Annotated in this window: 20 protein-coding genes and 1 pseudogene; 7 read left to right on the top strand and 14 right to left on the bottom strand. The window is 66.7% G+C overall.

What is annotated here, in order from left to right; translation table 11 throughout:
* Positions 1-71 precede the first annotated feature (71 nt).
* From XcodCFBP4690_RS14235 to XcodCFBP4690_RS14215, 5 genes are all read right to left on the bottom strand, one after another.
* Positions 72-1,613: a dihydrolipoamide acetyltransferase family protein gene (locus XcodCFBP4690_RS14235; protein ID WP_104541760.1), complete on the bottom strand. Its 1,542-nt coding sequence runs from the start codon at positions 1,611-1,613 to the stop codon at positions 72-74.
* Entirely contained in the window at positions 1,610-1,993 is a 384-nt protein-coding gene (locus XcodCFBP4690_RS14230; RefSeq protein WP_104541782.1) for an SH3 domain-containing protein, read from the bottom strand. The genes XcodCFBP4690_RS14235 and XcodCFBP4690_RS14230 overlap by 4 nt, the downstream gene beginning before the upstream one ends.
* A gap of 1 nt (position 1,994) precedes the next feature.
* Positions 1,995-3,065 (bottom strand): alpha-ketoacid dehydrogenase subunit beta, encoded by a 1,071-nt coding sequence (locus tag XcodCFBP4690_RS14225; protein WP_167394625.1) that lies wholly within the window; start codon positions 3,063-3,065, stop codon positions 1,995-1,997.
* Complete coding sequence (gene pdhA / locus XcodCFBP4690_RS14220) at positions 3,058-4,146, bottom strand: pyruvate dehydrogenase (acetyl-transferring) E1 component subunit alpha (RefSeq protein ID WP_104541758.1); 1,089 nt, start codon at positions 4,144-4,146, stop codon at positions 3,058-3,060. The genes XcodCFBP4690_RS14225 and pdhA overlap by 8 nt, the downstream gene beginning before the upstream one ends.
* Positions 4,147-4,323: 177 nt before the next feature.
* Entirely contained in the window at positions 4,324-7,905 is a 3,582-nt protein-coding gene (locus XcodCFBP4690_RS14215; RefSeq protein WP_104541756.1) for a lamin tail domain-containing protein, read from the bottom strand.
* Between the two features lie 646 nt (positions 7,906-8,551).
* Between XcodCFBP4690_RS14215 and XcodCFBP4690_RS14210 the strand changes: the two genes are divergently transcribed.
* The 3 genes from XcodCFBP4690_RS14210 to XcodCFBP4690_RS14200 all read left to right on the top strand — a co-directional run bounded on the left by XcodCFBP4690_RS14210 (position 8,552) and on the right by XcodCFBP4690_RS14200 (position 12,025).
* Complete coding sequence (locus tag XcodCFBP4690_RS14210; RefSeq protein ID WP_104541754.1) at positions 8,552-9,448, top strand: tryptophan 2,3-dioxygenase; 897 nt, start codon at positions 8,552-8,554, stop codon at positions 9,446-9,448.
* A gap of 454 nt (positions 9,449-9,902) precedes the next feature.
* Positions 9,903-11,423 carry a peptide MFS transporter gene (locus XcodCFBP4690_RS14205; protein WP_104541752.1) on the top strand — a complete coding sequence of 507 codons (1,521 nt, stop codon included), beginning with the start codon at positions 9,903-9,905 and terminating at the stop codon, positions 11,421-11,423.
* An 11-nt stretch (positions 11,424-11,434) separates the two neighbouring features.
* On the top strand, positions 11,435-12,025 hold the full coding sequence (locus XcodCFBP4690_RS14200; RefSeq protein WP_104541750.1) for a thioredoxin family protein: 591 nt from the start codon (positions 11,435-11,437) through the stop codon (positions 12,023-12,025).
* A gap of 238 nt (positions 12,026-12,263) precedes the next feature.
* Here the strand turns inward: XcodCFBP4690_RS14200 and XcodCFBP4690_RS14195 are convergent.
* Together XcodCFBP4690_RS14195 and XcodCFBP4690_RS14190 are read right to left on the bottom strand one after the other, a co-directional pair.
* A pseudogene (locus tag XcodCFBP4690_RS14195) lies at positions 12,264-12,404 on the bottom strand (MarR family transcriptional regulator); the annotation flags it as partial.
* 178 nt (positions 12,405-12,582) lie between these two features.
* The gene (locus XcodCFBP4690_RS14190; RefSeq protein WP_064507582.1) at positions 12,583-13,071 is read right to left on the bottom strand and encodes a MarR family winged helix-turn-helix transcriptional regulator; all 489 of its coding nucleotides are present in this window, start codon (positions 13,069-13,071) and stop codon (positions 12,583-12,585) included.
* 122 nt (positions 13,072-13,193) lie between these two features.
* Between XcodCFBP4690_RS14190 and hppD the strand changes: the two genes are divergently transcribed.
* The 3 genes from hppD to hmgA all read left to right on the top strand — a co-directional run bounded on the left by hppD (position 13,194) and on the right by hmgA (position 16,348).
* Positions 13,194-14,309 carry a 4-hydroxyphenylpyruvate dioxygenase gene (hppD, locus tag XcodCFBP4690_RS14185; protein WP_208622746.1) on the top strand — a complete coding sequence of 372 codons (1,116 nt, stop codon included), beginning with the start codon at positions 13,194-13,196 and terminating at the stop codon, positions 14,307-14,309.
* A 272-nt stretch (positions 14,310-14,581) separates the two neighbouring features.
* Positions 14,582-14,974 (top strand): endonuclease domain-containing protein, encoded by a 393-nt coding sequence (locus tag XcodCFBP4690_RS14180; protein ID WP_104541746.1) that lies wholly within the window; start codon positions 14,582-14,584, stop codon positions 14,972-14,974.
* Between the two features lie 60 nt (positions 14,975-15,034).
* Positions 15,035-16,348, top strand: coding sequence for a homogentisate 1,2-dioxygenase (hmgA, locus tag XcodCFBP4690_RS14175; protein WP_104541744.1), 1,314 nt, complete (start codon positions 15,035-15,037; stop codon positions 16,346-16,348).
* A 211-nt stretch (positions 16,349-16,559) separates the two neighbouring features.
* Here the strand turns inward: hmgA and XcodCFBP4690_RS14170 are convergent, their stop codons facing one another.
* Positions 16,560-17,114 carry a hypothetical protein gene (locus tag XcodCFBP4690_RS14170; RefSeq protein WP_104541742.1) on the bottom strand — a complete coding sequence of 185 codons (555 nt, stop codon included), beginning with the start codon at positions 17,112-17,114 and terminating at the stop codon, positions 16,560-16,562.
* 141 nt (positions 17,115-17,255) lie between these two features.
* Between XcodCFBP4690_RS14170 and XcodCFBP4690_RS14165 the strand changes: the two genes are divergently transcribed.
* Positions 17,256-17,894, top strand: a complete 639-nt coding sequence (locus tag XcodCFBP4690_RS14165; protein ID WP_104541740.1) for a lectin — start codon at positions 17,256-17,258, stop codon at positions 17,892-17,894.
* A gap of 154 nt (positions 17,895-18,048) precedes the next feature.
* Here the strand turns inward: XcodCFBP4690_RS14165 and XcodCFBP4690_RS14160 are convergent, their stop codons facing one another.
* From XcodCFBP4690_RS14160 to XcodCFBP4690_RS14135, 6 genes are read right to left on the bottom strand one after another with little or no spacing between them, the layout of a single operon-like run.
* Positions 18,049-18,471 (bottom strand): Na+/H+ antiporter subunit G, encoded by a 423-nt coding sequence (locus tag XcodCFBP4690_RS14160; RefSeq protein WP_104541738.1) that lies wholly within the window; start codon positions 18,469-18,471, stop codon positions 18,049-18,051.
* Positions 18,468-18,752 (bottom strand): K+/H+ antiporter subunit F, encoded by a 285-nt coding sequence (locus XcodCFBP4690_RS14155; protein WP_104541736.1) that lies wholly within the window; start codon positions 18,750-18,752, stop codon positions 18,468-18,470. The genes XcodCFBP4690_RS14160 and XcodCFBP4690_RS14155 overlap by 4 nt, the downstream gene beginning before the upstream one ends.
* On the bottom strand, positions 18,749-19,255 hold the full coding sequence (locus XcodCFBP4690_RS14150) for a Na+/H+ antiporter subunit E (protein ID WP_104541734.1): 507 nt from the start codon (positions 19,253-19,255) through the stop codon (positions 18,749-18,751). Before XcodCFBP4690_RS14150 ends, XcodCFBP4690_RS14155 begins: the two co-directional genes overlap by 4 nt.
* On the bottom strand, positions 19,252-20,796 hold the full coding sequence (locus tag XcodCFBP4690_RS14145) for a monovalent cation/H+ antiporter subunit D (protein ID WP_104541732.1): 1,545 nt from the start codon (positions 20,794-20,796) through the stop codon (positions 19,252-19,254). The genes XcodCFBP4690_RS14150 and XcodCFBP4690_RS14145 overlap by 4 nt, the downstream gene beginning before the upstream one ends.
* Positions 20,793-21,167: a Na+/H+ antiporter subunit C gene (locus tag XcodCFBP4690_RS14140; RefSeq protein ID WP_104541730.1), complete on the bottom strand. Its 375-nt coding sequence runs from the start codon at positions 21,165-21,167 to the stop codon at positions 20,793-20,795. The genes XcodCFBP4690_RS14145 and XcodCFBP4690_RS14140 overlap by 4 nt, the downstream gene beginning before the upstream one ends.
* Entirely contained in the window at positions 21,167-23,995 is a 2,829-nt protein-coding gene (locus XcodCFBP4690_RS14135; protein WP_104541728.1) for a monovalent cation/H+ antiporter subunit A, read from the bottom strand. Before XcodCFBP4690_RS14135 ends, XcodCFBP4690_RS14140 begins: the two co-directional genes overlap by 1 nt.

The raw sequence follows: 23,995 nt of genomic DNA, 5'->3' as shown, positions 1-23,995 counted from the left end.
AGCTTGCGAAGTACATGCTGCTGCTTTTCGACGCCGCGCGGTGGCACCTTGGGTGCCACCGCAGAAAGCGTCTAGTTTGGGGCTGCCAGGTCGTCCAGCATCGCGCGCAGGAAGCGTGCGGCTTCGCCGCCGGTGGCGGCGCGGTGGTCGAAGGTCAGCGACAGCGGCATCACCTTGTGGGTCTCCACGCCGCCCATCACCGGCACGAGCTGGTAGCGCGCGCGGCCGGCGGCGACGATGGCCACGCACGGTGGCACCACCACCGGGGTGGCATAGCGGCCGGCGAACATGCCGAAGTTGGACAGCGAGATGGTGTAGCCGCTGAGTTCGGAGGCGGCGATGCTGCGGGTTTCCACCTGCTGGCGCAGGCGGTTGATGCCCTCGCGGATGCCGTTGGCGTCGAGCATGTCGGCATTGCGCAGCGCCGGCACGAACAAGCCTTCCTCGGTATCCACCGCGATGCCGATATCGACCTGATGGTGCAGTGTGCGGTTGAGCGCCTCGCCATCGAACCAGGCGTTGAGCGCGGGCACCGCCTGGCAGGCGCGCACGATGGCGCGCACCAGGCGCACGGTGACGTCGTTGCCGGGCTGCCAGGCGTGCAAGTCGGCGTCGTCGTTGAGCGTGGTTGGTACCACCTTGCTGTGCGCATCGGCCATCACGCGCGCCATGTTGCGGCGCACGCCCTTGAGCTGTTCGGGCTGGCCCTTGACGCTGGTGCCTGGCGATTGGGTGCGCATCGGCTTGCCGCTGGCCGAGAGCGTGGAGCGGGTAGTGCTGCCCTCATCCGCCCTGCGGGCACCTTCTCCCGCAGGCGGGAGAAGGGTCGTCGTTGCCGATCGATCTCTGCCGTCTGCAGCGATTCCGTTGGCTCTCCCACCGTCACCGACCAGGCCACCTCTCCCCCCGTCACTGACCAGGCCACCTCTCCCGCTTGCGGGAGAGGTCGGCGCGCCCCGCGCGCCGGGTGAGGGCCGCGCGGTGCCTGCGGCTGCGGCCTGCTTCACATCGGCCAGCGTCACCGTGCCGTCCGCGCCGGTGGCCTGCACTTGCGCCAGGTCCACGCGCAGCTTGCGCGCAAGCGCACGCACCACCGGCATGGCGCGCACGCCGCCGACGGCAATGGCCTGTTCGCTCTGCACGGTGTTGGAGCTCTGCATGGCGCCCACCACGGTGCCGGCGTCGTCGCGCTCGCCCGGCGCCTCGCCGTCTGCATCCGCGTCGGCGATCTCACCGCCATTGTCGGATGCGACCACGCGCTCGCTGGGACCGGCCGCGCTCTGGCCGGTGCTGGGCGTCTGCGCCTGCGCGCCACCGTGCCCATGTCCGTGGCCGGTGTCCTGGCCATCGGCGCGCTGCGGCTGCGAGGCATCCAGCGCGAACTGCGCCAGCATCGCGCCGGTCACGATCACATCGCCGGCCGCACCGGCCAGCTTGACCACGGTGCCGGAAAACGGCGAGGGCACCTCGACCACCGCCTTGGCGGTTTCCATCGACACCAGCGGCTCGTCCAGGCGCACGCTGTCGCCTTCGGCGACGAACCATTCGACGATGGTGGCGTCGGGCAGGCCTTCGCCCAGGTCGGGCAGGTGAAACGTCTTGCTTTGGCTCATGGCAGATTCTCTTGTGCCGCGGGCAACGGCGGCAGGGTGTCTTCGAGGAGTTCCAGGTCGGCCGCCGGCAGCCAGCCCTGCGCGCCATCGGCACGCTCGGACCACCACCAGCCACCGTGTTCGTGATGCAGCAACACGTCCTCGCCCGCCTGGGCATCGAGTTCGCGTGCGTCGTAATCGCGCAGCGCTTCGGCCAGGCCCTCGCCCAGCGGGCGCAGCCAGGCCAGCGGTGCCCAGCCGGCACGGCCGCCATCGGTGGTGACCCAGGCGAACGCCGGCCATTCTTCGTCGCGCACGCCGACGCTGACCCGCTGACCAGCGTGGAAGCGGACCGGGTTGGCGTAGGCGGCGCGGTGCTCGCACAGCAGACGGGCGCGCATGTCAGCCGGCAGCCACCGCACGCCGCGCGGCGGTGACGATCCGCTCCACGCTCGGCAGGTACTTCATTTCCAGCCGGAACAGCGGGATGTGCGTGTCGTAGCCGGTGACGCGTTCGACCGGGGCCACCAGGTCGTACATGGACTGCTCGGCCAGGCGCGCGGCAATTTCCGCGCCGAAACCGGCGGTGCGCGGGGCCTCCTGCACGATCACGCAGCGGCCGGTCTTGGCCACCGATTCGGCGATGGTGTCGAAATCCAGCGGGCGCAGCGTGGCCACGTCGATGACTTCGGCGCTGATGCCTTCGCCGGCGAGCTTGTCGGCCGCTTCCAGCGCTTCCTTGACCTGCGCGCCCCAGGCCACCAGGGTGACATCGGTGCCGTCGCGCAGCACGAAGCACACATCCAGCGGCAGCGCTTCGCCATCGTTGGCCACCACTTCCTTGTACTGGCGGTAGATGCGCTTGGGCTCCATGTAGATCACCGGATCCGGGTCGCGGATCGCGGCCAGCAACAGGCCATAGGCGCGCTGCGGCGAGGACGGCAACACCACGCGCAAACCGGGCACGTTGGTGAAGATGGCTTCGTTGGCTTCGCTGTGATGTTCCGGCGCGCGGATGCCGCCGCCCCACGGCACGCGCAGCACCATCGGGCAATGCAGGCGGCCGCGGGTCCGGTTGCGCAGGCGTGCGGCGTGGCAGATCAGGTGATCGACCATGGGATACACGAAGCCGTCGAACTGCGCTTCGGCCACCGGCTTCATGCCCTGCGCGGCTAGGCCGACGCTCAGGCCGGCGATGGTGGTTTCGTCCAGCGGGGTATCCAGTACGCGTTCGCTGCCGAAGCGCTGCTGCAGGCCGGCGGTGGCGCGGAACACGCCGCCGTTGACGCCGACGTCCTCGCCCAGCACCAGCACCGTGGGGTCGTGGTCCAGCTCCCAGGCCAGTGCCTGGGTGATGGCTTCGATCAGGGTGATGGGCGAACTCATGGCGATCTCTCCGCGCGTGGCAGCGGCGTGGTAGGGGGCACTGGCGTGCTGCGCAGTGTCGGCGGGCACATGCTTGAGCTCATCCATGACGCGCCTCCAGGGCCATCGCCTCGGCGCGCTGGGCCAGCAACTCGGCCGGTGGCTCGCCGTAGAGGTAATCGAACATCGCTTCCACCGGCTGCACCGGGGTGTTCAGATACACATTGACCTCTTCGTCGATGCGCGCGCTGCATTCGGTTTTCCACGCGTCTTCCTGCGCTTCGTCCCACAAGCCCTGCGCGGTGAGATAGCGGCGCAGGCGCAGCAGCGGTTCGCGGGTCCAGGCCTGCTTGACCTCGTCCTCGCCCCGGTAGCGGCGCGCATCGTCGGCGGTGGTGTGGTCGGTGAGGCGGTAGGTCATGAACTCGATCACCGTGCCGCCGTCGCCGGCCAGGGCGCGCTCGCGCGCCTGCCGCATCGCCTCGAGCACGGCGATCAGGTCGTTGCCGTCCACCTGCAGGCAATGCAGGCCACCGGCCAGGCCTTTCTGCGCCAGCGTCTGCGCGCCGGTCTGCGCGGCGCGCGGCACCGAAATCGCCCAGCCGTTGTTGATCACACACAGGATCAACGGCAATTTGTAGGCGCCGGCCGAATTGAGCGCGGCGTAGAAGTCGGTCTTGGAGCTGCCGCCATCGCCGCAACAGGCCACCGCCACCTGCGGCTTGCCCATCAGCTTGAACGACAGCGCCGAACCGGCCGCGTGCAGGCACTGGGTGGAGATCGGCACGCAGATCGGGAAGTCGATCGCCGCATCGGCATTGCGCGGGTAATCGCTGCCGCGCTCGTCGCCGCCCCAGTACAACAGCACATCGCGCGGGCGCACGCCGCGTTCGAACATGGTGCCGTATTCGCGGTAGCTGGGCGCGAACACATCGCCGCTGCGCATCGACGCGCCGATGCCCACGTGGGTGGCCTCGTGGCCCAGGCTGGCGGCATAGGTGCCGAGCTTGCCGGTGCGCTGCAGCGCCACCGACTTGCTGTCGAAGGTGCGCACGAACAGCATGCGCTTGAACAGCGCCAGCAGGGTTTGCGGGTTGGCGGCGTCGGCCGGCAGGTCGTCGCGGACGAGCTTGCCGTCCGCATCCATGTATTGCAGATAGTCGATCTGGAACTGCGCGGCTACGCTCATTGCGGCGACACCTTCACCAAGAAGTTTCAAATGATATGAGTTGCCATGTTAAGGACGGTGGAGCAAAACCACGTCCTGCACCGCAACACACAATGATGCTGGGATGCACAAAAAAAAGGGCGCGGACCAGGCCGCGCCCTTTGTCACTGTTGGCAACTGTGACGTGGTGCAGTGCGATCAGCGACGGCCCGCACCACCTCCGATCGGAGTGACGATCAGCGCCGAATCGTTGGCCGGGTTCGCGTCCGGCGATGCGGACGTGGCGCTGGCCTGCACGCGGACCGCGCCCGCGGCCGGGACGGGCCGGGTTGCAACGCTCAGCTGGAACACCGCCTGCGTGCCCGGTTGCATCAACGCCGCACTGCTGCAGACGAAGCGTGCGCTACGCAGCGATTGCAGCTGCTTGTCGCAGCGCCAGCCGCGTGGCGGAACCAGCAGCGACAGTGCAGACACGGTATTGCCTTCGATCACCACGCTGGGGCGCTGTGCCGGGGCAGTGCCGATGTTGTCCAGCAGCACCCGGTAACTGGCGTTGAAGGCGCTGGTCGGCAGGCTGGCCGGGCCATCGAGCCGCACTGCCAGATCGCTGCGCAGCTGCGCCAGCACGGTCACGCTGGCCGTGTCGGTGTTGTTGTCCACCTGCGGATCGGGGGTCTGCGAAGCCACCGATGCCGCCAGCAGCAACGCGCGGCCGGCCAGTGTGGCGCCGGCCTCCACCTGCACCGCAAAACGCTGCACATTGCCGGGCGCCAGCGACGCGATGGTGCAGGTGACCACGGTCTGCGTACCGGTCTGCGGCGGTTGGCACACCCAACCCGGCGCAGCGCTGACGCGCGGGCTCACTGCGGCATCGAATGCCAACGCCACTGCGGCAAACGCGGCGCTCTCCGGCCCGCGATTGTCCACGTCCACCGTGTACTCGATACGCTCGCCTTCGGTGACCTCGGGACGCGCGGTGCTCACCGCCACGCCCAGGTCCGCATTGACCTGCTTGCGCATGCGCAACAACACCACGGTGGGATCGTGGTCGGACAGGCGCGTGGGCGTATTGGTATCGTTGCGCGCGGTGCCGGGGAAGTCGGCATTGATGCGCGCATGGCCTACCAACAGCGAGGCGATCTGCGGCGTGCGCATCAGCGCATCGCTGGCCAGGATGTGGTCCAGCGATTGCACGTTGCCGTCGAAGGCGTACGAGTAGCTCTGGTCGGGCGTGTTGAACCAGGTCAGGTCGGTGTAGTCCGGGTCGACCAGATCGGCGCCATCTCCGCCCACCACGGTCTGCGCATCCGGCGCCGGTTTGCCGGTGATGGTGCCCATGGCATCCACATAGCCGTCGTTGAACTCGAAGGCGTTGAAGTCGCCCATCACCAGTACTTTTTCGTCAGGGTTCAATTGCTGACGTGTCTGCAGCAGGCGCGCCAGATACTCGGCCTGGGCCTGGCGCTTGGCGCGGATGCGGGTACCGGCCGCATCGTCGGTGTCAGCGCCGTTGAGCGAGCGCTGATGCACCACGATGGCGGTCAACGGCAGCACGCGGCCGTCGGCCTGGTGCACGTTGGCAGTGAGCACCAGCGGCGGGCGGTCGTTGAGCAGGCTGACACCACCGGCCGGCTCGGTCCAGGTGGTGGTCTTGCCTTCCTGCGCAATGGAGAGCACTTCCACCCGCGGCACGCCGCCGGCGACCTCGGAGGTCTTGACCAGGAAGCCGACGTCGATGCCGCCGACGTCATTGCCTTCCTGCAGATACGCCACGTAGCGCGGGTCCTGCTGGCCGGCGGCTACCGCGTCGGCATTGACGCGCGCGGCCAGGGTCTGCAGCACGCTCAGGCTTTCCACTTCCACCGTGCCCAGCACGTCGGGCGTATGCAGGTAGTTGCGGATTGCCAGCGAGGCCTTGTTGAGGCGGGCCTGGAACGCGGCCGGGGTGAGCACCGGTTCGCCGATCGCCGGGTCGTTCTGGTCGTCGAAGAAGCGCTCCATGTTGTAGGTGGCCACGGCCACGTCGTCGGCCTGCGGCAGCGGCGCAGGGCGTGGTTGGTCGGCACCATTGCAGATCACCTGCGGGGTGCGTTCCGGGTACAGCGTGTAGCGGCGGAAGCCGTAGTCCAGCGGGCCGACCACATTGAACACCAGGCAGCCGGAGGCCAGGTCCAGTCGCTCCCCACCCACGCCGGCACTGCCGACGGCGATGACTTCCGGGTTGGTGTTCCAGCGCGGCACGCCGGCAGGCGAGCCGGCCGGCAGCGGGTCGGGCAACTGCACGCCCGGCTCGCGGTAGGCACGCGGCACGCCGGTGACCACAGCATGGAACACGCCATTGCTGGTGGCAGTGGCATTGGTTTCGTTGACGTTGCCGCCGGTGGGCGCATTGACGGTGAGGCTGGCGGCGGCCACGCACATGCCTTCCAGCGCTTCGAGCTGATCATAGGCGCCGTTGGGGTTGGGGAAGTCCGCACGCAGCATCACCGGCGACGGCAGCGGGTTGCCGGTGGAATCGGCCAGCACGGTGACGCTGCCGCCGATTTCGGTCAGCGGCGGCTGGGTGGGGTCGGCGCTGGGCACGTATTCTATCACCGTGCCCTGCACGCGCACCCGGTTACCGACGGCGGCGGCTTCCGGCGGCGCGCTGCCGGTGTAGACATAGACGCCCTCGGAGGTGGACGGGTCGGCGTCGGCCTCACTATCCGGTGCTTGCAGGAAGAACCCGGCACTGCGGCGTGCTGTCACGATGCCCGAGGTGGCGACGACCTGGCCGTCCAGCGGCGAGCGTGCGCCCTTGCCCTGGATGGCGTGGATCGGCAGCAGGCTGAAATCGTCGTTGACGATGGTGCCGGTGGCGCTCAGCGTGGCCGGTAGCGCGCCGGTGACCCCGCTGATCTGCAAGCGGAGGCTTTCATCCGGCTCGGCGATGGTGTCGCCCAGCACATCCACCGCAATGGTGGCCGTGCGCTCGCCTGCGGCAATGCGCAAGGTGGCCGCGGGCAAGGCGACATAGTCGCTGCCGGCGGTGGCGGTGCCATCGACGGTAGCGGCGGTGAAGCTCACCCCGCCGGCACCGGCCGGCTGGCTCAGGCTCAGCGTGAACACGAAGCTGCGGCTGCCGCTATTGCCCTCGGCCTGGCTGACATCGGCCAGCGTGGCGACCGGCTGGCCGCCGCCGCTGCACAGGCGCGCCGCACTGGCGCTGTTGCGCGGGGTGGGCGCACCGGTGGCGAAATCGGCCGCGTTGTTGTCGGTGTCGGTGCAGCCGTCGCCGCCGCGCAGCACCGCCAGCGTATTGCTGGGAGCGGGGGTGGGCGCATTGCCTTCGGCACAGCTGGCATTGCCGCCGTAGCCGACCAGATCGGCGTAACCGGTGGGGCAGCTGCCGCTCAGTGCGGCCGTGGCATTGCTCAACGCCACCTTGCCGGCGGTGCCGCTCATGGCCAGCGTGCCGGTGGCGTCGGGCGTGGGCAGCGCTACGCTGCCGCCGCTGCCATCGGCCTGCTTGACCAGGTAATAGCCGCCGGTCGGCACGCTGCCTGCCAACGGGGTGACCTGCCAGCTGCTGCCGGCGGCCGAGGCGTACTGCACCGACCAGCCGTCCAGGCTGACCGTGGTACTGCCGATATTGTGCAGCTCGATGAAATCGCTGCGGAGGGTGGCGCCGCTATTGCCACCACCACCATAGACCTGGCTGATGACGACTTGGGCTTGGGCGTGGCCGGCACAGGCCAGCCCGCACAGAAGTAAGGCTGCACGACGCTGCAACACATGCATGAGATAAGAGTCCCCTGATCCGTGAGACGTGAAGCGCTCCCCTGGTCCGGCCACGTCCCTGGCCGGCAGCGCCGTTGAATTCTGCATGAATTTGCAGACCTAGGTTGACGATAAGGTGACAGCAGCGCAGCGGCTGAGACCGCGCCGGCGGCACGCCAGGTGGTTCAGGGCTGAAAGAGTTGGCCGGCGGTCCATGGCCCGGGAGCGGCAGCCGACCGGTTGGTGACTCTGCATGCTACCGACGCAAGCACCCACCGGCCCGGCACCCGCCGACCCACGGCCGTGAGCAAACAAGCAGGCGGCCGACAGGCGGCCAACCCCCAGGCGATTGCGAACCGGGCGCAACAACGCCGGCAGCCATCGGACCCGCCGCGTCCGAACGCCATCGATTACCGAACGGTCCCCGCCACCCCAGCGATGCCGACCACCCGGCGCGACAGCCGTGCCCGCCTCCCGAGATCGATATCCACCCAAGCACGACGTCCGTGCTCCAACCGCATCCAACCGGCGACGCGCCACGATCATCTGCGCGCTCCGCCCTCCGCCAGTCCCCAATCCCCAATCCCCAATCCCCAATCCCGAATCCCGAATCCGCGGCGGCTGCCAAGCGCGCTACCCTGGTCGGCCCGATCCATCTGCCCCCGCCATGCCCGTCGACAACAACCTGCGTGACCTGGAACCCGGCATCCACACCGATCTGCAGGGGCGGCTGACCTATGGCGGCTATCTGCGGCTGGACCAGTTGCTGTCGGCGCAACAGCCCTTGTCCGAGCCGGCGCACCACGACGAGATGCTGTTCATCATCCAGCACCAGACCTCGGAGCTGTGGTTGAAGCTGCTGGCGCACGAGTTGCGCGCGGCGATCGTGCATCTGCAGCGCGACGAGGTCTGGCAATGCCGCAAGGTCCTGGCGCGCAGCAAGCAGGTGCTGCGCCAGCTCACCGAGCAGTGGTCGGTGCTGGAGACGCTCACGCCCAGTGAATACATGGGCTTCCGCGACGTGCTCGGCCCCTCGTCGGGGTTCCAGTCGTTGCAGTACCGCTATATCGAGTTCCTGCTCGGCAACAAGAACCCGCAGATGCTGCAGGTATTCGCCTACGACCCGCAGGGCCAGGCGCGGCTGCGCGAGGTGCTGGAAGCGCCCAGCCTGTACGAGGAATTCCTGCGCTACCTGGCGCGCTTCGGGCATGCAATTCCGCAGCACTACCAGGCGCGCGACTGGACCGCCGCACATGTGGCCGACGACAGCTTGCGACCGGTGTTCGAGCGTATCTACGAAAACACCGACCGCTACTGGCGCGAGTATTCGCTGTGCGAGGACCTGGTGGATGTGGAAACCCAGTTCCAGCTCTGGCGCTTCCGCCACATGCGCACGGTGATGCGGGTGATCGGCTTCAAGCGCGGCACCGGCGGCTCCAGCGGCGTGGGTTTCCTGCAGCAGGCACTGGCACTGACCTTCTTCCCGGAACTGTTCGACGTGCGCACCTCGGTGGGCGTGGAAAATCGTCCGTCCCAGGGCAATGCCGGTACGGCGGAGAGCTGAGCAACGCAACGAAGCTGGGCTGGACTGGTTAGGCAACTAGCTTGGTCAGACGAAATCAGCACAGAAAAGACATCAGGAACGCAAGAAGCAGGCACTGCTAAGGAGCGAACACCGCAAGAGCTGCAGCGCACCGGCGCAGCCGTTGCGCTTGAGCCCCTCTCCCTGCGGGAGAGGGGTTGGGGTGAGGTTACGGGCGTTATCCCAGGGACAGCCACCCCGCCAATGCTGGGAGAGGGCGATCGGCACCGCCCGGCGACTTCGCACCCTCATCCGCCCTTCGGGCACCTTCTCCCGACGCGAGAAGGGAGGCGGTGCAGAGGTTCTTCCCGTCTACCGTCATCAGGTCGGCGACTCCGGCGAATTTGACGCGTACATGACGTCTAAGTGATCCTCGCGCGTCGCCCCGGGGTTCGCCCCGGTGCCCCAGCCAATACTGAATACGCAAGGGACCCCTATGAGCGTTGACGCTGCCGCGCCGACATCCGCCTCCAACCCGCCGCAGCCGCCTGCGCTTCCCGAGTTCCCCACGCTGCTGGGCCATCCGCGGCCGCTGTGGTTGCTGTTCATGACCGAATTCTGGGAACGCTTCGCGTTCTACGGCATTCGCTGGGCGCTGGTGCTGTACATCGTGGCGCAGTTCTTCGGCGGCGACGCCACCGGGCAGGCGCCGGCGGGGCGCACCTACGGCGCCTATCTGGCGCTGGTGTACGCGGCGGCGATCTTCGGCGGCTACGTGGCCGACCGCGTGCTCGGTTACCAGCGCTCGATCCTGGTCGGCGCAGCAGTCATGGCGACCGGTCTGTTCCTGATCGCCATTCCCGACCACACCATGTTCGAGATCGGCCTGGCCACCGTGGTGGTCGGCAACGGGCTGTTCAAGCCGAACATCTCCACCATGGTGGGCAAGCTGTATTCGGTCGCCGATCCGCGCCGCGACAGCGGGTTCACGATCTTCTACATGGGCATCAACCTGGGCGCGATGATCTCGCCGGTGTTGACCCAGCTGCTGGCCGAAAGGGTCTTCGGCACCGAAGCCATGCCGTCCTACAAGATGGTGTTCATGGCCTCCGGCGTGGGCATGCTGATCAGCCTGGTGTGGTTCTGGTTCGGCCGCGTCCAGCTCAAGGGCATCGGCGCACCGGCGCCGGGTGCGCAGGGCCTGGGCCGCGTGCTGATGGTGCTGGTGGGCTGCCTGCTGGCGATTCCGGGCGTGTACTTCCTGCTCGCCGTGGGCGCGGACGTGTTGCAGATCGTGCTGACGGCGCTATTCATCGGCCTGTCGGTGATGCTGTTGGTGGAGGGCATCCGCGAGGGCAAGGTACAGCGCGACAAGGTGATCGCGATGCTGATCATCTTCGCCTTCAACGTGCTGTTCTGGATGTTCTTCGAACAGGCCGGCAGCTCGTTCACCTTCCTGGCCGACAACATCGTCAACCGTAATTTTGGCGAGTGGACCTTCCCGACCGCGTGGTTCCAGTCGGTCAACTCGATCGCCATCATCGCGCTGGCCCCGGTCATCGCCTGGATCTGGGTCCAGGCCGGCCGCTTCAATCCGTCGATTCCACGCAAGTTCGGCCTGGGCCTGTTGTTCAACGGCCTGGCCTTCCTGCTGCTGATGTTTGCGTTGTCCAGCCTGGTCAACGATGCCGGCAAGATCCCGTTCTGGACCTTGTTCATGGTCTACGTGATCCAGTCGGTGGGCGAGCTGTGCCTGTCGCCGATCGGCTTGTCGATGGTGACCAAGCTGGCCCCGGTGCGCCTGGTCGGGTTCGGCATGGGTGGCTGGTTTTTGTCCACCGGCATCGGCAACAACCTGTCGGGCATTTTTGCCGGCCATGTCAGCGGGAACGAAGGCATGAGCGTGTCCTCGGCGCTGGGCGGGTATACCTTCGGGTTCTGGGCCTTGGTGGGCGCCGGCGCGCTGCTGTTCCTGATCGCGCCGCTGATCAACAAACTCATGCATGGTGTGAAGTGAGGAGAAACGCGATGCCGATCAAACCGCTTGTCTGTGGCCTGTTGCTGACCGGTCTATTGAGCGCCTGCGGGCAGTCATCCGAGCCACAGGAAGCGCCGCGGCCGCTGGATACGTCGATGCAGAAGCCGCCCAGCGCCGATCCCAGCCAGCCGGTGTCCTCGGGCAACACGCCCACCGCTGCCGACATTGCCGCGGCGGCCGCGCTCAATGCGCAGTACGACCCCTCGCGCGACCCGGCCGCGGACCTGGAAACGGCCAAGGTCGAAGCCAAGCGTGGCGGCAAGCGCATCGTGCTCAATGTCGGCAACGCCGCCTGCGAGCCATGCAAGGTGCTGGACGAGTTGATGGGCGGCGATGCGGAGCTGCGCAGCTTCCGCGATGCGAATTTCGTGGTGGTCAAGGTCAACCGCGATGCGGCCAATGAAAACGCCGCGTTCCTGTCGCAGTTCGCCCAGCTCAACGAGTATCCCTCGCTGCTGGTGCTGGACAACGACGGCAAGCTGCTGACCACCCAGGCCGGCCCGGAGCTGCGCAAGGGCGAAGGCTTTGACCGCAAGAAGCTGTTTGATTTCTTGAAGCAGTGGGCACCGCCGCAGGCCTGAGTGAGTTCCGCGGTGCGGTCTGTGTGCGTAAGCGCGTAGCCGGCCGGTGTCTGCGAGGATTCGCCGAGGAGCGGCCCTCATCCGGCGCGTTGCGCCACCTTCTCCCGCGCACGGGAGAAGGGAGGGTGGTTGGTTGCGCGTTGGCCGGAGCGCGTCCTTCCTCGGCCCAAGTGCTTCCTTCCCCCGCTTGCGGGGGAAGGTGCCCGCAGGGTGGATGGGGGCGAGCGAATGCCTGCCGTCAGTCCTTGTCGGCCATGCGCGGCAGCCCGTCCTTGGCCAACCGGTCGATCAGGCGTTCCAGCAACTGCTGCTCTTCGGCACTGAAGATCGACATCATCCGCTGTGCCATCTCGCTGACCAACGGAGCGACGGTCTCGTACGCCGTGTGAGCGCCCCTCATCCGGCGCGTTGCGCCACTTTCTCCCGCGCGCGGGAGAAGGGAGTGTGGTTGGTTGTGCGTTGGCCCGAGCGCGTCCTACCTCGGTCCAAGTGCTTCCTTCCCCCGCTTGCGGGGGAAGGTGCCCGCAGGGCGGATGGGGGCGAGCGAAGCGCCTGCCTCAGTCCTTGTCGGCCATGCGCGGCAGCCCGTCCTTGGCCAGCCGGTCGATCAGGCGTTCCAGCAACTGCTGCTCTTCGGCACTGAAGATCGACATCAGCCGTTGTTCCATCTCGTTGACCAGCGGGGCGACGGTCTCATAGACCTGGCGCCCGGCCGGCGACAGCGCCAACATCGAGCGGCGGCGGTCATCGCCGTGCGTTTCGCGGCGGATGAAGCCGCGCTCCAGCAGCCGGGCCACCGCGCGGCTGACCGCCACCTTGTCCATCGCCGTGCGGTCGGAGACCTCGCTGGCCGAGGAGCCCGGATACAGCGCCAGGATGGTGATCACCCGCCATTCGGGAATCGCCATGCCGTAACGGTCGCCGTATACCTTGGCAATGTTGCTGCTGATCCGGTTGGACAGCACGCTCAGGCGATACGGCAGGAACTGCTCCAGGTTGAGCAGGACAGGATGGTGCGGCGGCTGGGGGGCGTCGAGATCGCTCATGTTGCGCTGTGTCTTGATTTTGGTTTCATTTGCAACTACAAACCGAGGGTGGCCTGCGCATTCTCGCGGGTCTTCTGCCACTCCGCATAGCCCTGCGGACACCCCAGCGTGGAGAAACGACGATGAGCGCACAACCGAACACCACTGCACACCGCCCGGATCCGGGCATGCAGGTCACCACCTTCGACAATCCGATGGGGATCGACGGGTTCGAATTCGTCGAATTCGCCGCACCGGCCAGCCAGGGGGCGCAATTGCACGCCTATTTCCGCCAGATGGGCTTCAGCGCGGTGCTGCGTCACCGCAGCCGTCCCATTACCGTCTATCGCCAGGGTGGGGTCAATTTCCTGCTCAACGAAGACCCCGATTCGTTCGCTGCCGACTTCGCCGCCGCGCACGGCCCCTGCGCCTGCGGGTTTGCGATCCGCTTCCGCACCCCGGCCGACACCGTGCTGCAGACCGTGCTGGGCAACGGCGGCGAAGCGGTGCAGAACAAGCCCGACACCCGCGCGGTGCCGGCACCGGTGGTCAAGGGCATCGGCGACTGCATGCTGTATCTGGTGGATCGCTATGGCGAGGCGGGCAGCATCTACGACGCCGACTACGAAGCCATTGAAGGCGCCAACCAGCATCCGGCCGGCTTCGGGCTGACCTTCATCGACCACCTCACGCACAACCTGTATTTCGGCAACATGCAGCGCTGGTCGGATTACTACGAGCGGCTGTTCAACTTCCGCGAGATCCGCTACTTCGACATCAAGGGCGCCAAGACCGGACTGGTGTCCAAGGCGATGACCGCCCCGGACGGCATCGTACGCATTCCGCTCAACGAATCGTCCGACCCCAAGAGCCAGATCAACGAGTATCTGGACGCCTACCAGGGCGAAGGCATCCAGCACATCGCCTGCTTCACCGACGACATCTACACCAGCGTGGAAAAGATGCGCGCGGCCGGCGTCAGCTTCCTGGATACCCCGGACACCTATTTCGACGTCGTGGATCTGCGCATTCCCGAGCACGGCGAAGATGTCGAACGCCTGCGCCGCAACAAGATCCTGATCGACGCCGATCCGGATACCAAGCAGCGCAAGCTGCTGCAGATCTTCACCACCAACTGCATCGGCCCGATCTTCTTCGAGATCATCCAGCGCAAGGGCAATGAAGGCTTCGGCGAAGGCAATTTCCAGGCGTTGTTCGAAAGCATCGAGCGCGATCAGATGAAGCGTGGGGTGCTTTGAGGGCTGGGATGGGTGATTGGTGATTCGGGATTGGTTCTAAAGCGGTGCGTTGTGATTGGTGATTAGTGCGAGTGGTTGGACGGACAGGAACTGAGCGATGCGCTATCTCTGAAAGCATGTGCAGTGAAAACTCAGCGCCGAAGTCAATCCTCCGTGATCCAGAAGGCACTGCTTGCGCGCCAGATGTCTGACACGATGAAACGTTGAAAGCGCACGCGACTAAAGCCACTCTCCCGGTGCGAGAGGGGTTGGGGTGAGGGTACGGTGGAGCGATGAAAATCAAACCGCCATTGCCTACCGTTGCGCTCACCAACGCGCGTGCATTACGAACAGAAATGACCGACGCAGAGCACGCACTCTGGCGCTGTCTGCGAAGCAATCAGCTCCAAAGCTTCAAGTTCAGACGTCAGCATCCGATTCCGCCGTACATCGCAGAGTTTTGTTGCATTGAAGCCAAGTTGATTGTTGAGTTGGACGGATCGCAGCATCAGGCATCCTTCGATCAGGCAAGAACACGGTGGCTTCAATCGAAAGGCTGGATCGTGCTGCGCTTCTGGAATAACGATGTACTGCTTTCACTCGATGCGGTGATCGAGGCAATCTGTCATGTCATTGCGCCGCCGTACCCTCACCCCAACCCCTCTCCCGGTGGGAGAGGGGCTTGATCCACCCCAAGCTCAGCCTTCTGCGGTCGAGGAGGAGGCTCAACATCTGGACGCGCCACCATGCACAACCTGCAGCACTACATGACCGGCTTCGGCAACGAGTTCGCAACCGAAGCGGTGGCCGGCAGCCTGCCGGTCGGGCAGAACTCGCCGCAGCGCGTGGCGCATGGCCTATACGCCGAGCAGTTGTCCGGAACTGCCTTCACCGCGCCACGCGGCGAGAATCGGCGCAGCTGGCTGTATCGCATTCGTCCGGCGGCGGTACACGGCCGTTTCTCGCTGATCGATCAGTCCCGGCTCCACAACGACTTCGGCAGCGGCCCGGTGCCGCCGGACCAGATGCGCTGGAGTCCACTGCCGTTGCCGGCCACGGCCACCGATTTCGTCGATGGCCTGTACACCATGGCCGGCAACGGCAGCCCGGAGGCGATGACCGGCGTGGCCGTGCATCTGTATGCGGCCAACGCGTCCATGCACGGGCGGTTCTTCTACAACGCCGACGGCGAGCTGCTGCTGGTGCCGCAGCTCGGCCGGTTGCGGGTCTGCACTGAACTGGGCGTGCTCGAACTGGAGCCGCAACAGATCGGCGTGATACCGCGCGGTGTGCGTTTCCGGGTGGAACTGCTCGATAGCCAAGCGCGTGGCTATGTCTGCGAAAATTTCGGCGGCCTGTTGCGGCTGCCGGATCTGGGGCCGATTGGTGCCAATGGCCTTGCCAATCCGCGTGATTTCCAGACCCCGCATGCGGCGTTCGAGCAATGCGACGGCGCGTTCGAGCTGGTCGCCAAGTTCCAGGGCCATCTGTGGCGGGCGGATATCGATCACTCGCCGCTGGATGTGGTGGCCTGGCACGGCAATTACGCGCCGTATCGCTACGATCTGCGCCGCTTCAACACCATTGGCTCGATCAGCTTCGACCATCCCGATCCCAGCATCTTCACCGTGCTGACCTCGCCAAGCGACACGCACGGCACCGCCAATATGGATTTTGCGATCTTCCCGCCGCGCTGGCTGGTGGCGCAGCACACCTTCCGCCCGCCGTGGTTCCATCGCAACGTGGCCAGCGAGTTCATGGGCCTGGTGCACGGCGTCTACGACGCCAAGGCCGAGGGGTTCGCGCCGGGCGGCGCGTCGCTGCACAACTGCATGAGCGGGCACGGCCCGGACGCAGCGACCTTCGACAAGGCCTCGCAGGCCGATCTGTCGCGCCCTGACGTCATCGCCGACACCATGGCCTTCATGTTCGAAACCCGCGCCGTGCTGCGGCCCACCCAGCAGGCGCTGCAGGCCACGCATCGGCAGGGCGACTATCAGCGCTGCTGGGAGGGCTTGCGTGCCGGGTTCACGGCGCCGGCAAAGGGCGCGAGAGACTGACCATCAAGGGGTGCACTCCAGACAGCGAGACCTAATAGCTGCGCGCGGCCGGACGCTGCCGGCAGCTGCTGCGCACAGCGCGGTTCTGGTAGGTCGTCGATATCGGTGATGGCAGTGCATGGCCTTTGATTCTGGGCATGATGCTCCCTCGCTACCGAAGCCGGCATGCATGCGAGGGCGCAACGCATATCGGCAAGGCGCTCCTGCTGCGTCACGCAGCCTGCAACGCGCCCGGCAGCAGTTCGCCGATGCGCGTGCGCACGCGCTCGGCATACGAGGACGAGGTGAACTGCGGCAGCTCACGCAGGGCCGCGTTGATGGCATTGGTGATCTCGTCTTCGGTGCGCGCGGCCTGCAGTTGGCGATGCAGCGCCATGGCGACCGGGTTGCGCTGCAACTGCAGGATGTCCAGCAGATAGAGCCGGGCATTGGTGGTTGCGCGACGACGCAGGCGCTGCAGGTCGTCCTCGCTGGCTGGCTCCGGTGGCGCCTGCAGCGTGGCCGGAGCTGCTGCAGCCGGCGCCACTGCCGCAACGGGCGCGCTGCCGCGTCTTGCATCGCTCGCATCGCCTCCAGCGGGTTCCAGATAGCCCATCGCGCACAGCGTCTGCACCAGCGTACCGCCCGCGTTTCCCAGCAGCGCTGTCAGCGCGGCCAGATCGCGCTGCCCGTCGGCGAGGATCAGGGCACGGCGTTGCAGCAGGGTCAGCGGACTACGGTGCGATTGCAGCGCGGCAAGGGCGAGTTCGGTCTTGCGTGGGGTCATGGCGGCGGTCCTGCGAAGCCGACAGGGTGACCGCTGCCAATGAAGCGCCGATGACATGGGTGCGACGCGAGGTCATGGCGGCCTGCACACCGCCGCGATCCCGGCTGTGTAGGCTTCACGTTCGCATAAGGGAGCGCTTCGATGACATCCAGACTGCTTGGCGTGATGGGCCTGATGCTGGTCGTGGCCGGCTGCAATCGCGCCGATGAGCCGCCAGCGGCGCCCGCATCCGCCGCTGCGCAGCCGGCCTCGGCCAGCGATCAGCCCACCGGCGCAGTGCCACCGGCCACGGCGCCGGCCGGCACGTTTCCGCCCGATCTGCGGCAGCAGCCGACCACGCTGGCGCGCATGGATGGCTACGGCGACCTGCGCCTGAGCCAGGACGCTGCGCAAGCGCGCGCAGCCTGGGGTAGCGACCTGCGCGGCGATGCGGCCAACGATGGCGGCTGCTATCTGTTGCGTCCGCAGTGGGCAGACGATGCACGCCAATTCGGTTTCATGTTCGAAGGCGATCGCCTGGTCCGTTACCAGACCAGCGAGCCGAAGGAAGTGGCGCCTGGCGGCGGCAAGGTCGGCATGACGCTGGACCAGCTACGCGCGCTGTACCCCGATGGTCTGCAGGCGCAGCCACACAAATATGTGCCCGGCGCGCAGACGCTGCGGCACGCCGACGCTGCCACCCAGTCGGCGCTGGTGTTCGAGACCGATGCCGAGGGCAAGGTCAGCAGCTGGCGGGTAGGGCAGGCACCGCAGGTGGATTATGTGGAGGGGTGCGGCTGAGTGTCGCCGTCATCGCAGCGCTTGCATGCCAGTGCTGCGCTTGCAATTTCGCCACGTGTGGCGAGCTGTAGGATGGCGTGAGTTGGACCCCTGCAACCATGCATCGCATGCGATCGACCGTGCGGCGTACTCGCAGCACACCGCCGCATGGGGTTCATTGCCCCGAAGACGGGCGCTCATGCTGCCGGGCGGTCTCTTCGTTCTCGCCGATATCGCCCTCGGCCGCCGGTGTTGGCAGACCTTCCTTCTTCATCTGGCCGTGGTTGGGTACTTCCGGGCGATCTTCCATCATCAGCGACAGCGCAGCCTTGGCCATCATGTGCGCACTGATCGGCGCGGTAATGAACAGGAACACGGTGATCAGCAATTCGCGCGGCTGCGGGTCCACGCCCAAGAACAGGTGGTAACCCACCGAAGCGAGCAGCACGCAGCCCACGCCCAGCGTACTGGCCTTGGTCGGTGCATGCAGGCGCTTGAAGAAATCCGACAGCTTCACCAGCCCGAAGGCACCGATCAGGATGAAGAAGGTGCCGATCAGCAACAGCGCGCTGAGCAGATATTCGGTGAGCGCGATCATTCGACGATATCCCGGCGCAGCACGAACTTGCTCAACACCACGGTGCTGCCGAAACCCAGCATCGCAATCACCAGCGCCGCTTCGAAGTAGATGGGCGAATCCAGGTACATGCCCAACAGCATCAACTCTGAGATGGCGGTGATGGACAGCGTATCCAGTGCCAGGATGCGGTCGGGCACCGTGGGGCCGCGCAACAGGCGCCACAGCGCCATCACGATGGCCAGCCCCACCGCATGCATGCAGATGACGATGGTCGATTCGATGAACATGTGACCGGTCATGGAAAGATCTCCATCAGGGGCTTCTCGTAGCGGGTCTTGATCTCGGCGATCAGCGCGTCCGGGTCGTCCAGATGCAGTACGTGCACCAGCAGGTACTTGCGGTCGTCCGACAACGCTGCGGACACCGTGCCCGGGGTGAGCGTGATCATGCTGGTCAGCGCGGCAATGCCATGGATGTTGGCGATATCCAGCGGCACCCAGATAAATCCGGGATGGATGCGCGATTCCGGCCCGAGCACCTGGATGGCGACCTTGATGTTGGATCGTACGATGTCGCCGGCCGCCACCAGCAGCATGCGCGGCACCGAGCGCAACGAACCGATGAGCGCGAACTCGCGGTCCAGCCGCGCCGCGAACAGTGGCACCACCACGCCCAGCAGCGCACCCAGCGCCCATTGCTGCGGCCCGAAGCTGTCGCTGAGCAGCAGCCAGAACACGAAGACCATCACGCTCAACGGTGCCGATGGAAACAGCCGGCGTCGCCATGAAACCCGTGCGTTCATGGCTGCCTCCGTAGCGGGGTGGTGGCGCGCACTTGCTCGACGTAGGCGCCTGGATCGCGCAACTGCGCGGCGGCGGCATCGGTGTAGCGCATCAGCGGCTCGGCGCCGACCGTCATCGCCACCAGCCCGGTCAGCAGCACGACCGTGGCGGCGGTTTCCACCGGGCGCATGCGGCCACGGCGCGGCGGTTGCAGCTCGGGCGCATCCTCCACCGCGGCGGGCACGCGCCAGAACAGGCGCACGCCGGCGCGCGTCAATCCGATCACCACCAGCAGGCTGCTGCCCAGCACCGCGCCCCACACCGGGCCCACCAGGCCGGCGGGCACGTGCTGCAGCAAGGCGGCCTTGGCCAGGAAGCCGGACAAGGGCGGCAGGCCGGCCACTGCGACCGCGGCGATCAGGAACATGCTGCCGGGGATCGCCCGCCCGGGTAGTGGCGCCACCACTTCCTTGCGGTCGCTGGCGCTGCCACGGCGGCGCCGGATCAGGTCCGAGACCATGAACAAGGCCGCCGCTACGAAGCTGCTATGCGGCAGGTAGTACAGGCCGGCGCCGAGCGCGCCTGCATCGTCCAGCGAAAACGCGATGAACAAGGTCGCTGCCGAGAACACCACCAGGTACGAGACCATGACCCGCAACCGCGATGCGGCCATCACCCCGAACGCCGCCATCAACAGCGTCGCGATGCCCAGCCACAGCAGGGCATGCCGACCAAAGCCCTGCAGCGCGCCGGCACCGGCGCCAAACCACAGCGCCGACACGCGCAAGGTCGCATACAGCCCGACCTTGGTCATGATCGCGAACAGCGCCGCCACTGCGGCCGGTGCGCGCGAATAGGTTTCCGGCAGCCACAGATACAGCGGCAACAGCGCCGCCTTGCTGCAGAACACCAGCAGCAACAAGCCCAATGCGGCCTTGGCCAGCGGTACGTCCTGCGCCGGCAGCTCGGCGATGCGTTGCGACAGTTCGGCCATGTTGAGGGTGCCGAACACGCCGAACAGCAAGCCCAGCGCGACCAAGAACAGCGTCGACGCACACACGTTGAACACCACGTAATGCAGGCCCACCCGCATCTGCAGGCCGCGCCCGCCGCTGAGCAGCAGCCCGTAGGAGGCGATCAGCATCACCTCGAAGAACACGAACAGGTTGAAGATGTCGCCGGTGAGGAAGGCCCCGTTCAAGCCCATCAGCTGGAACTGGAACAGGGCATGGAAGTGCGGTGCGCGCCGGTCCCAGCCGGCGCAGGCATGCAGCAGGCAGGCCGCGCCCAGGATCAGGCTCGTCAACAGCATCCATGCCGACAGCCGGTCACCCATCAGCACGATGCCCAGCCGCGCCGGCCAGTCGCCGAGCAGGTAGACCAGCACGCCACCGTCGGCGGCACGCGCGAACAGCGCGATCACCGCTGCCGCCAGCACCGCCATGCTGGTCCACGCCACGCTGCGCTGCACGCGCGGCCCGTAGCGACGGTGTTCGACGAACAGCGACGCCGACGCGCCCAGCATCGGGATCAGGATCGGCAGGATCAGCAAATGATTCATCGCCGCGCCTGCCGCGTGTCGGCGCCGGTGATGTCATCTTCATGCGCGTCCACGTGATCGCTGCCGTTGTCGTTGCGGCTGCGGATCGCCAGCACCAGGCTCACCGCGGTCATTGCGAAGGCGATCACGATCGCGGTCAGCACCAGCGCCTGCGGCAACGGGTCGGTGTAGTGCTGCAGATCCACCGGCACGCCCTCGCGCAGCACCGGCGGCTGGCCGCTGCGCAGCCGCCCACCGGCAAAGATCAGCAGGTTGGTCGCATACGACAGGAAGGTCATGCCCAGGATCACATCGAAGCTGCGCGCACGCAGCAGCAGATAGATCGCCAATGCGGTGAGGACGCCGATCGCGCTTGCCACTGCCAGTTCCATCAATGCTGCTCCGCGGTGCGTGTCGAACGTTGGGTGGGATCGATTTCGCCGCGTTGCGAGGCGCGCGTGCGAGACGGTTTGATCGTGCCCATCATCGACAGCATCAACATCGCCGCACCGAACACCACCAGATACACGCCGATATCGAACCCCAGCGCGCTGGCAAGCTCCAGCTCGCCCAGCAGCGGCACCGGAAGATCGAGGTGCCCACTGGTCAGGAAGGGGCGCCCGAACACGAACGCGCCCGCACCGCTGACCAGCGCGCACAGCAGGCCGATGCCGATCAGGCGGATGTAGTCGAAGCCGAAGCGCGACTCCACCGAGGCGGTGCCCTGGATCACGTACTGCATCAGCAACGGTACCGCCAGCACCAGGCCGGCGATGAAGCCGCCACCCGGCGCGTTGTGGCCGCGCAGGAACAGAAACAACGACACCGTCAGCGTCAGCGGGAACATGATCTGCGCCAGATCGGCCGGCACCGGCAGCTTGATCGGTGGCCCCGGCATGGTGCGTTCCGGCGCCATGCGCGAGCGCCGCAACAGCCCGTGCACCACCAGCCCGGCGATGGCGAATACGGTGATTTCGCCGAAGGTATCGAAGCCGCGGAAATCCACCAGGATCACGTTCACCACATTGCGCCCGTATGCCTCGGGCAAGGCGCGCTGCAGCAGCTCGCCGGCCATGGTGGGGCTGGCCTGCGTCATCAAGGTATACGACAGCGCCGCCAGGCCGGCACCGCCGACCACCGCCAGGCAGATATCGCGGATCTTGCGCAGCCGCGCGCGCTCGGGCGGCGACCGCTCGGGCAGGTAGTTCATCGCCAGCAGCATCAGCACCAGCGTCACCATTTCCACCAGCAGCTGGGTCAGTGCCAGGTCCGGAGCCGACAGGAACACGAAGGTCAGGCTGACCGCCAGGCCGGTTCCGCCCAGCACCAGCACCGCCAGCAGGCGCTGCTTGTACAGGAACACGCTGCCCAGCGCGCAGGCGATCAACAGCAGCCATACCGTCCAGCCCAGCAGCGGCATCGGCGTGGGCGCCGGCCAGGCCGACAGCGCGCCGCCCTGCAGGAACGGCAGCAGCGCCACCACCACCGCGCTCAGGACCAGCAGCATCAGCATGCGTTGCAGGTTGCCGTTGGTCACCGCGTCGGTCATGCGTGCGGTGGCCGCGAACAGGGCGCGCAGATTCCAGTGGAACAGCGCCTTGCCGGGCGAACGGTTCTGCACCGCATACAGGTCCAGCGTGCGGCGGATCGCCATGTATAGCAGCGTGCCGCCGACCATGCCGGCGATGCTCATCGCCAGCGGCCAGTTGAAGCCATGCCACAGCGCCAGGCTGTAGTCGGGCAATCTGTCGCCGAGAATGGCGCTGGCGCCGGCACGCAGCACCGGTGCCACCGTCCATGCCGGCACGATGCCGACGGCCACGCAGATGAGCACCAGCACTTCCACCGGAATCTTCATCCAGCGGGGCGGCTCGTGCGGGGTGGTGTCCAGATCCAGCGGGCCTTCGCCGAAGAAGGTGTCGTGGACGAAGCGCAGGCTGTAGGCCACGCCGAGCAGGCCGGCCAGCAGCGCGGCGATGCTAGCGAGCACGCGCATCAGCTGCGGTGCATCGGTCTCCAGCGCCACGGCGAAGAACATCTCCTTCGACAGAAAGCCGTTGAGCAGCGGAATGCCGGCCATGGCCAGCGAGGCGGTGATCGCCAGCGTGCTGGTGAAGGGCATCAAGCGGCGCAGATTGCCCAGCTTGCGCATGTCGCGCGTGCCGGTTTCATGGTCGATGATGCCGGCGGCCATGAACAACGAAGCCTTGAACACCGCGTGGTTGAGGATGTGGAACACCCCCGCCACCACCGCCATCGGCGTGGACAGGCCGAACAGCATGGTGATCAGGCCCAGATGCGAAATGGTCGAATACGCCAGCACGCCCTTGAGATCGTGCTGGAAGATCGCGTGCCAGGCGCCAAGCAGCAGCGTGATCGCCCCGATGCTGGTGACCGTGTAGAAGAACAGATCGGTGCCGGCCAGCGCCGGATGCAGGCGCGCCAGCAGGAAGACACCGGCCTTCACCATCGTGGCCGAATGCAGATACGCCGACACCGGGGTGGGCGCAGCCATGGCATGCGGCAGCCAGAAATGGAACGGAAACTGCGCGCTCTTGGTGAAGATGCCCAGCAGCACCAGGCCCAGCGCGTACGGATACAGCGGGCTGGCGCGGATGACATCGCCGGCGGCCAGCACCGCGTCCAGCTGGAAACTGCCGACGATGCGGCCGATCATCAGCACCCCACCGAGCAGGGCGAGTCCGCCGCCGGCGGTGAGTACGAAGGCCATGCGCGCGCCTTCGCGCGCATCCCGGCGCTGCGACCAGAAGCCGATCAGCAGGAAGGAACTGATGCTGGTGAGTTCCCAGAACACCATCAGCAGCAACAGATTGCCCGACAGCACCATGCCGAGCATCGCGCCCATGAACAGCAGCAGATAGGCGAAAAAGCGCGATGCGCTGTCGCGCGCGCTGAGGTAGTAATGCGCGTACATCACCACCAGCGCGCCGATCCCCAGCACCAGCAGCGCAAACATCCAGGCCAGGCCATCGAGCCGCAGCGAGAACAGCAAGCCGATCTGCGGCAACCATGCATGCGCGCTGGCGATCACCTGCCCGCGCAGCACCGCCGGCGTCAGCGAGGCAAGCACCAGCAAGCCGGCCAACGGCGCAGCCGCGGCCAACCACGCAGTGATCGAACGGGGCGCGCGCCAGGACAGCGCAGCGGCGGCTGCCATCAGGAACGGCAGCGCAAGCAGGATTTCCAGCGGGAAAGACAT

The sequence above is a fragment of the Xanthomonas codiaei genome (assembly GCF_002939785.1).
Taxonomy (GTDB): domain Bacteria; phylum Pseudomonadota; class Gammaproteobacteria; order Xanthomonadales; family Xanthomonadaceae; genus Xanthomonas; species Xanthomonas codiaei.
This window is presented reverse-complemented; position numbering and strand designations above follow the sequence as displayed.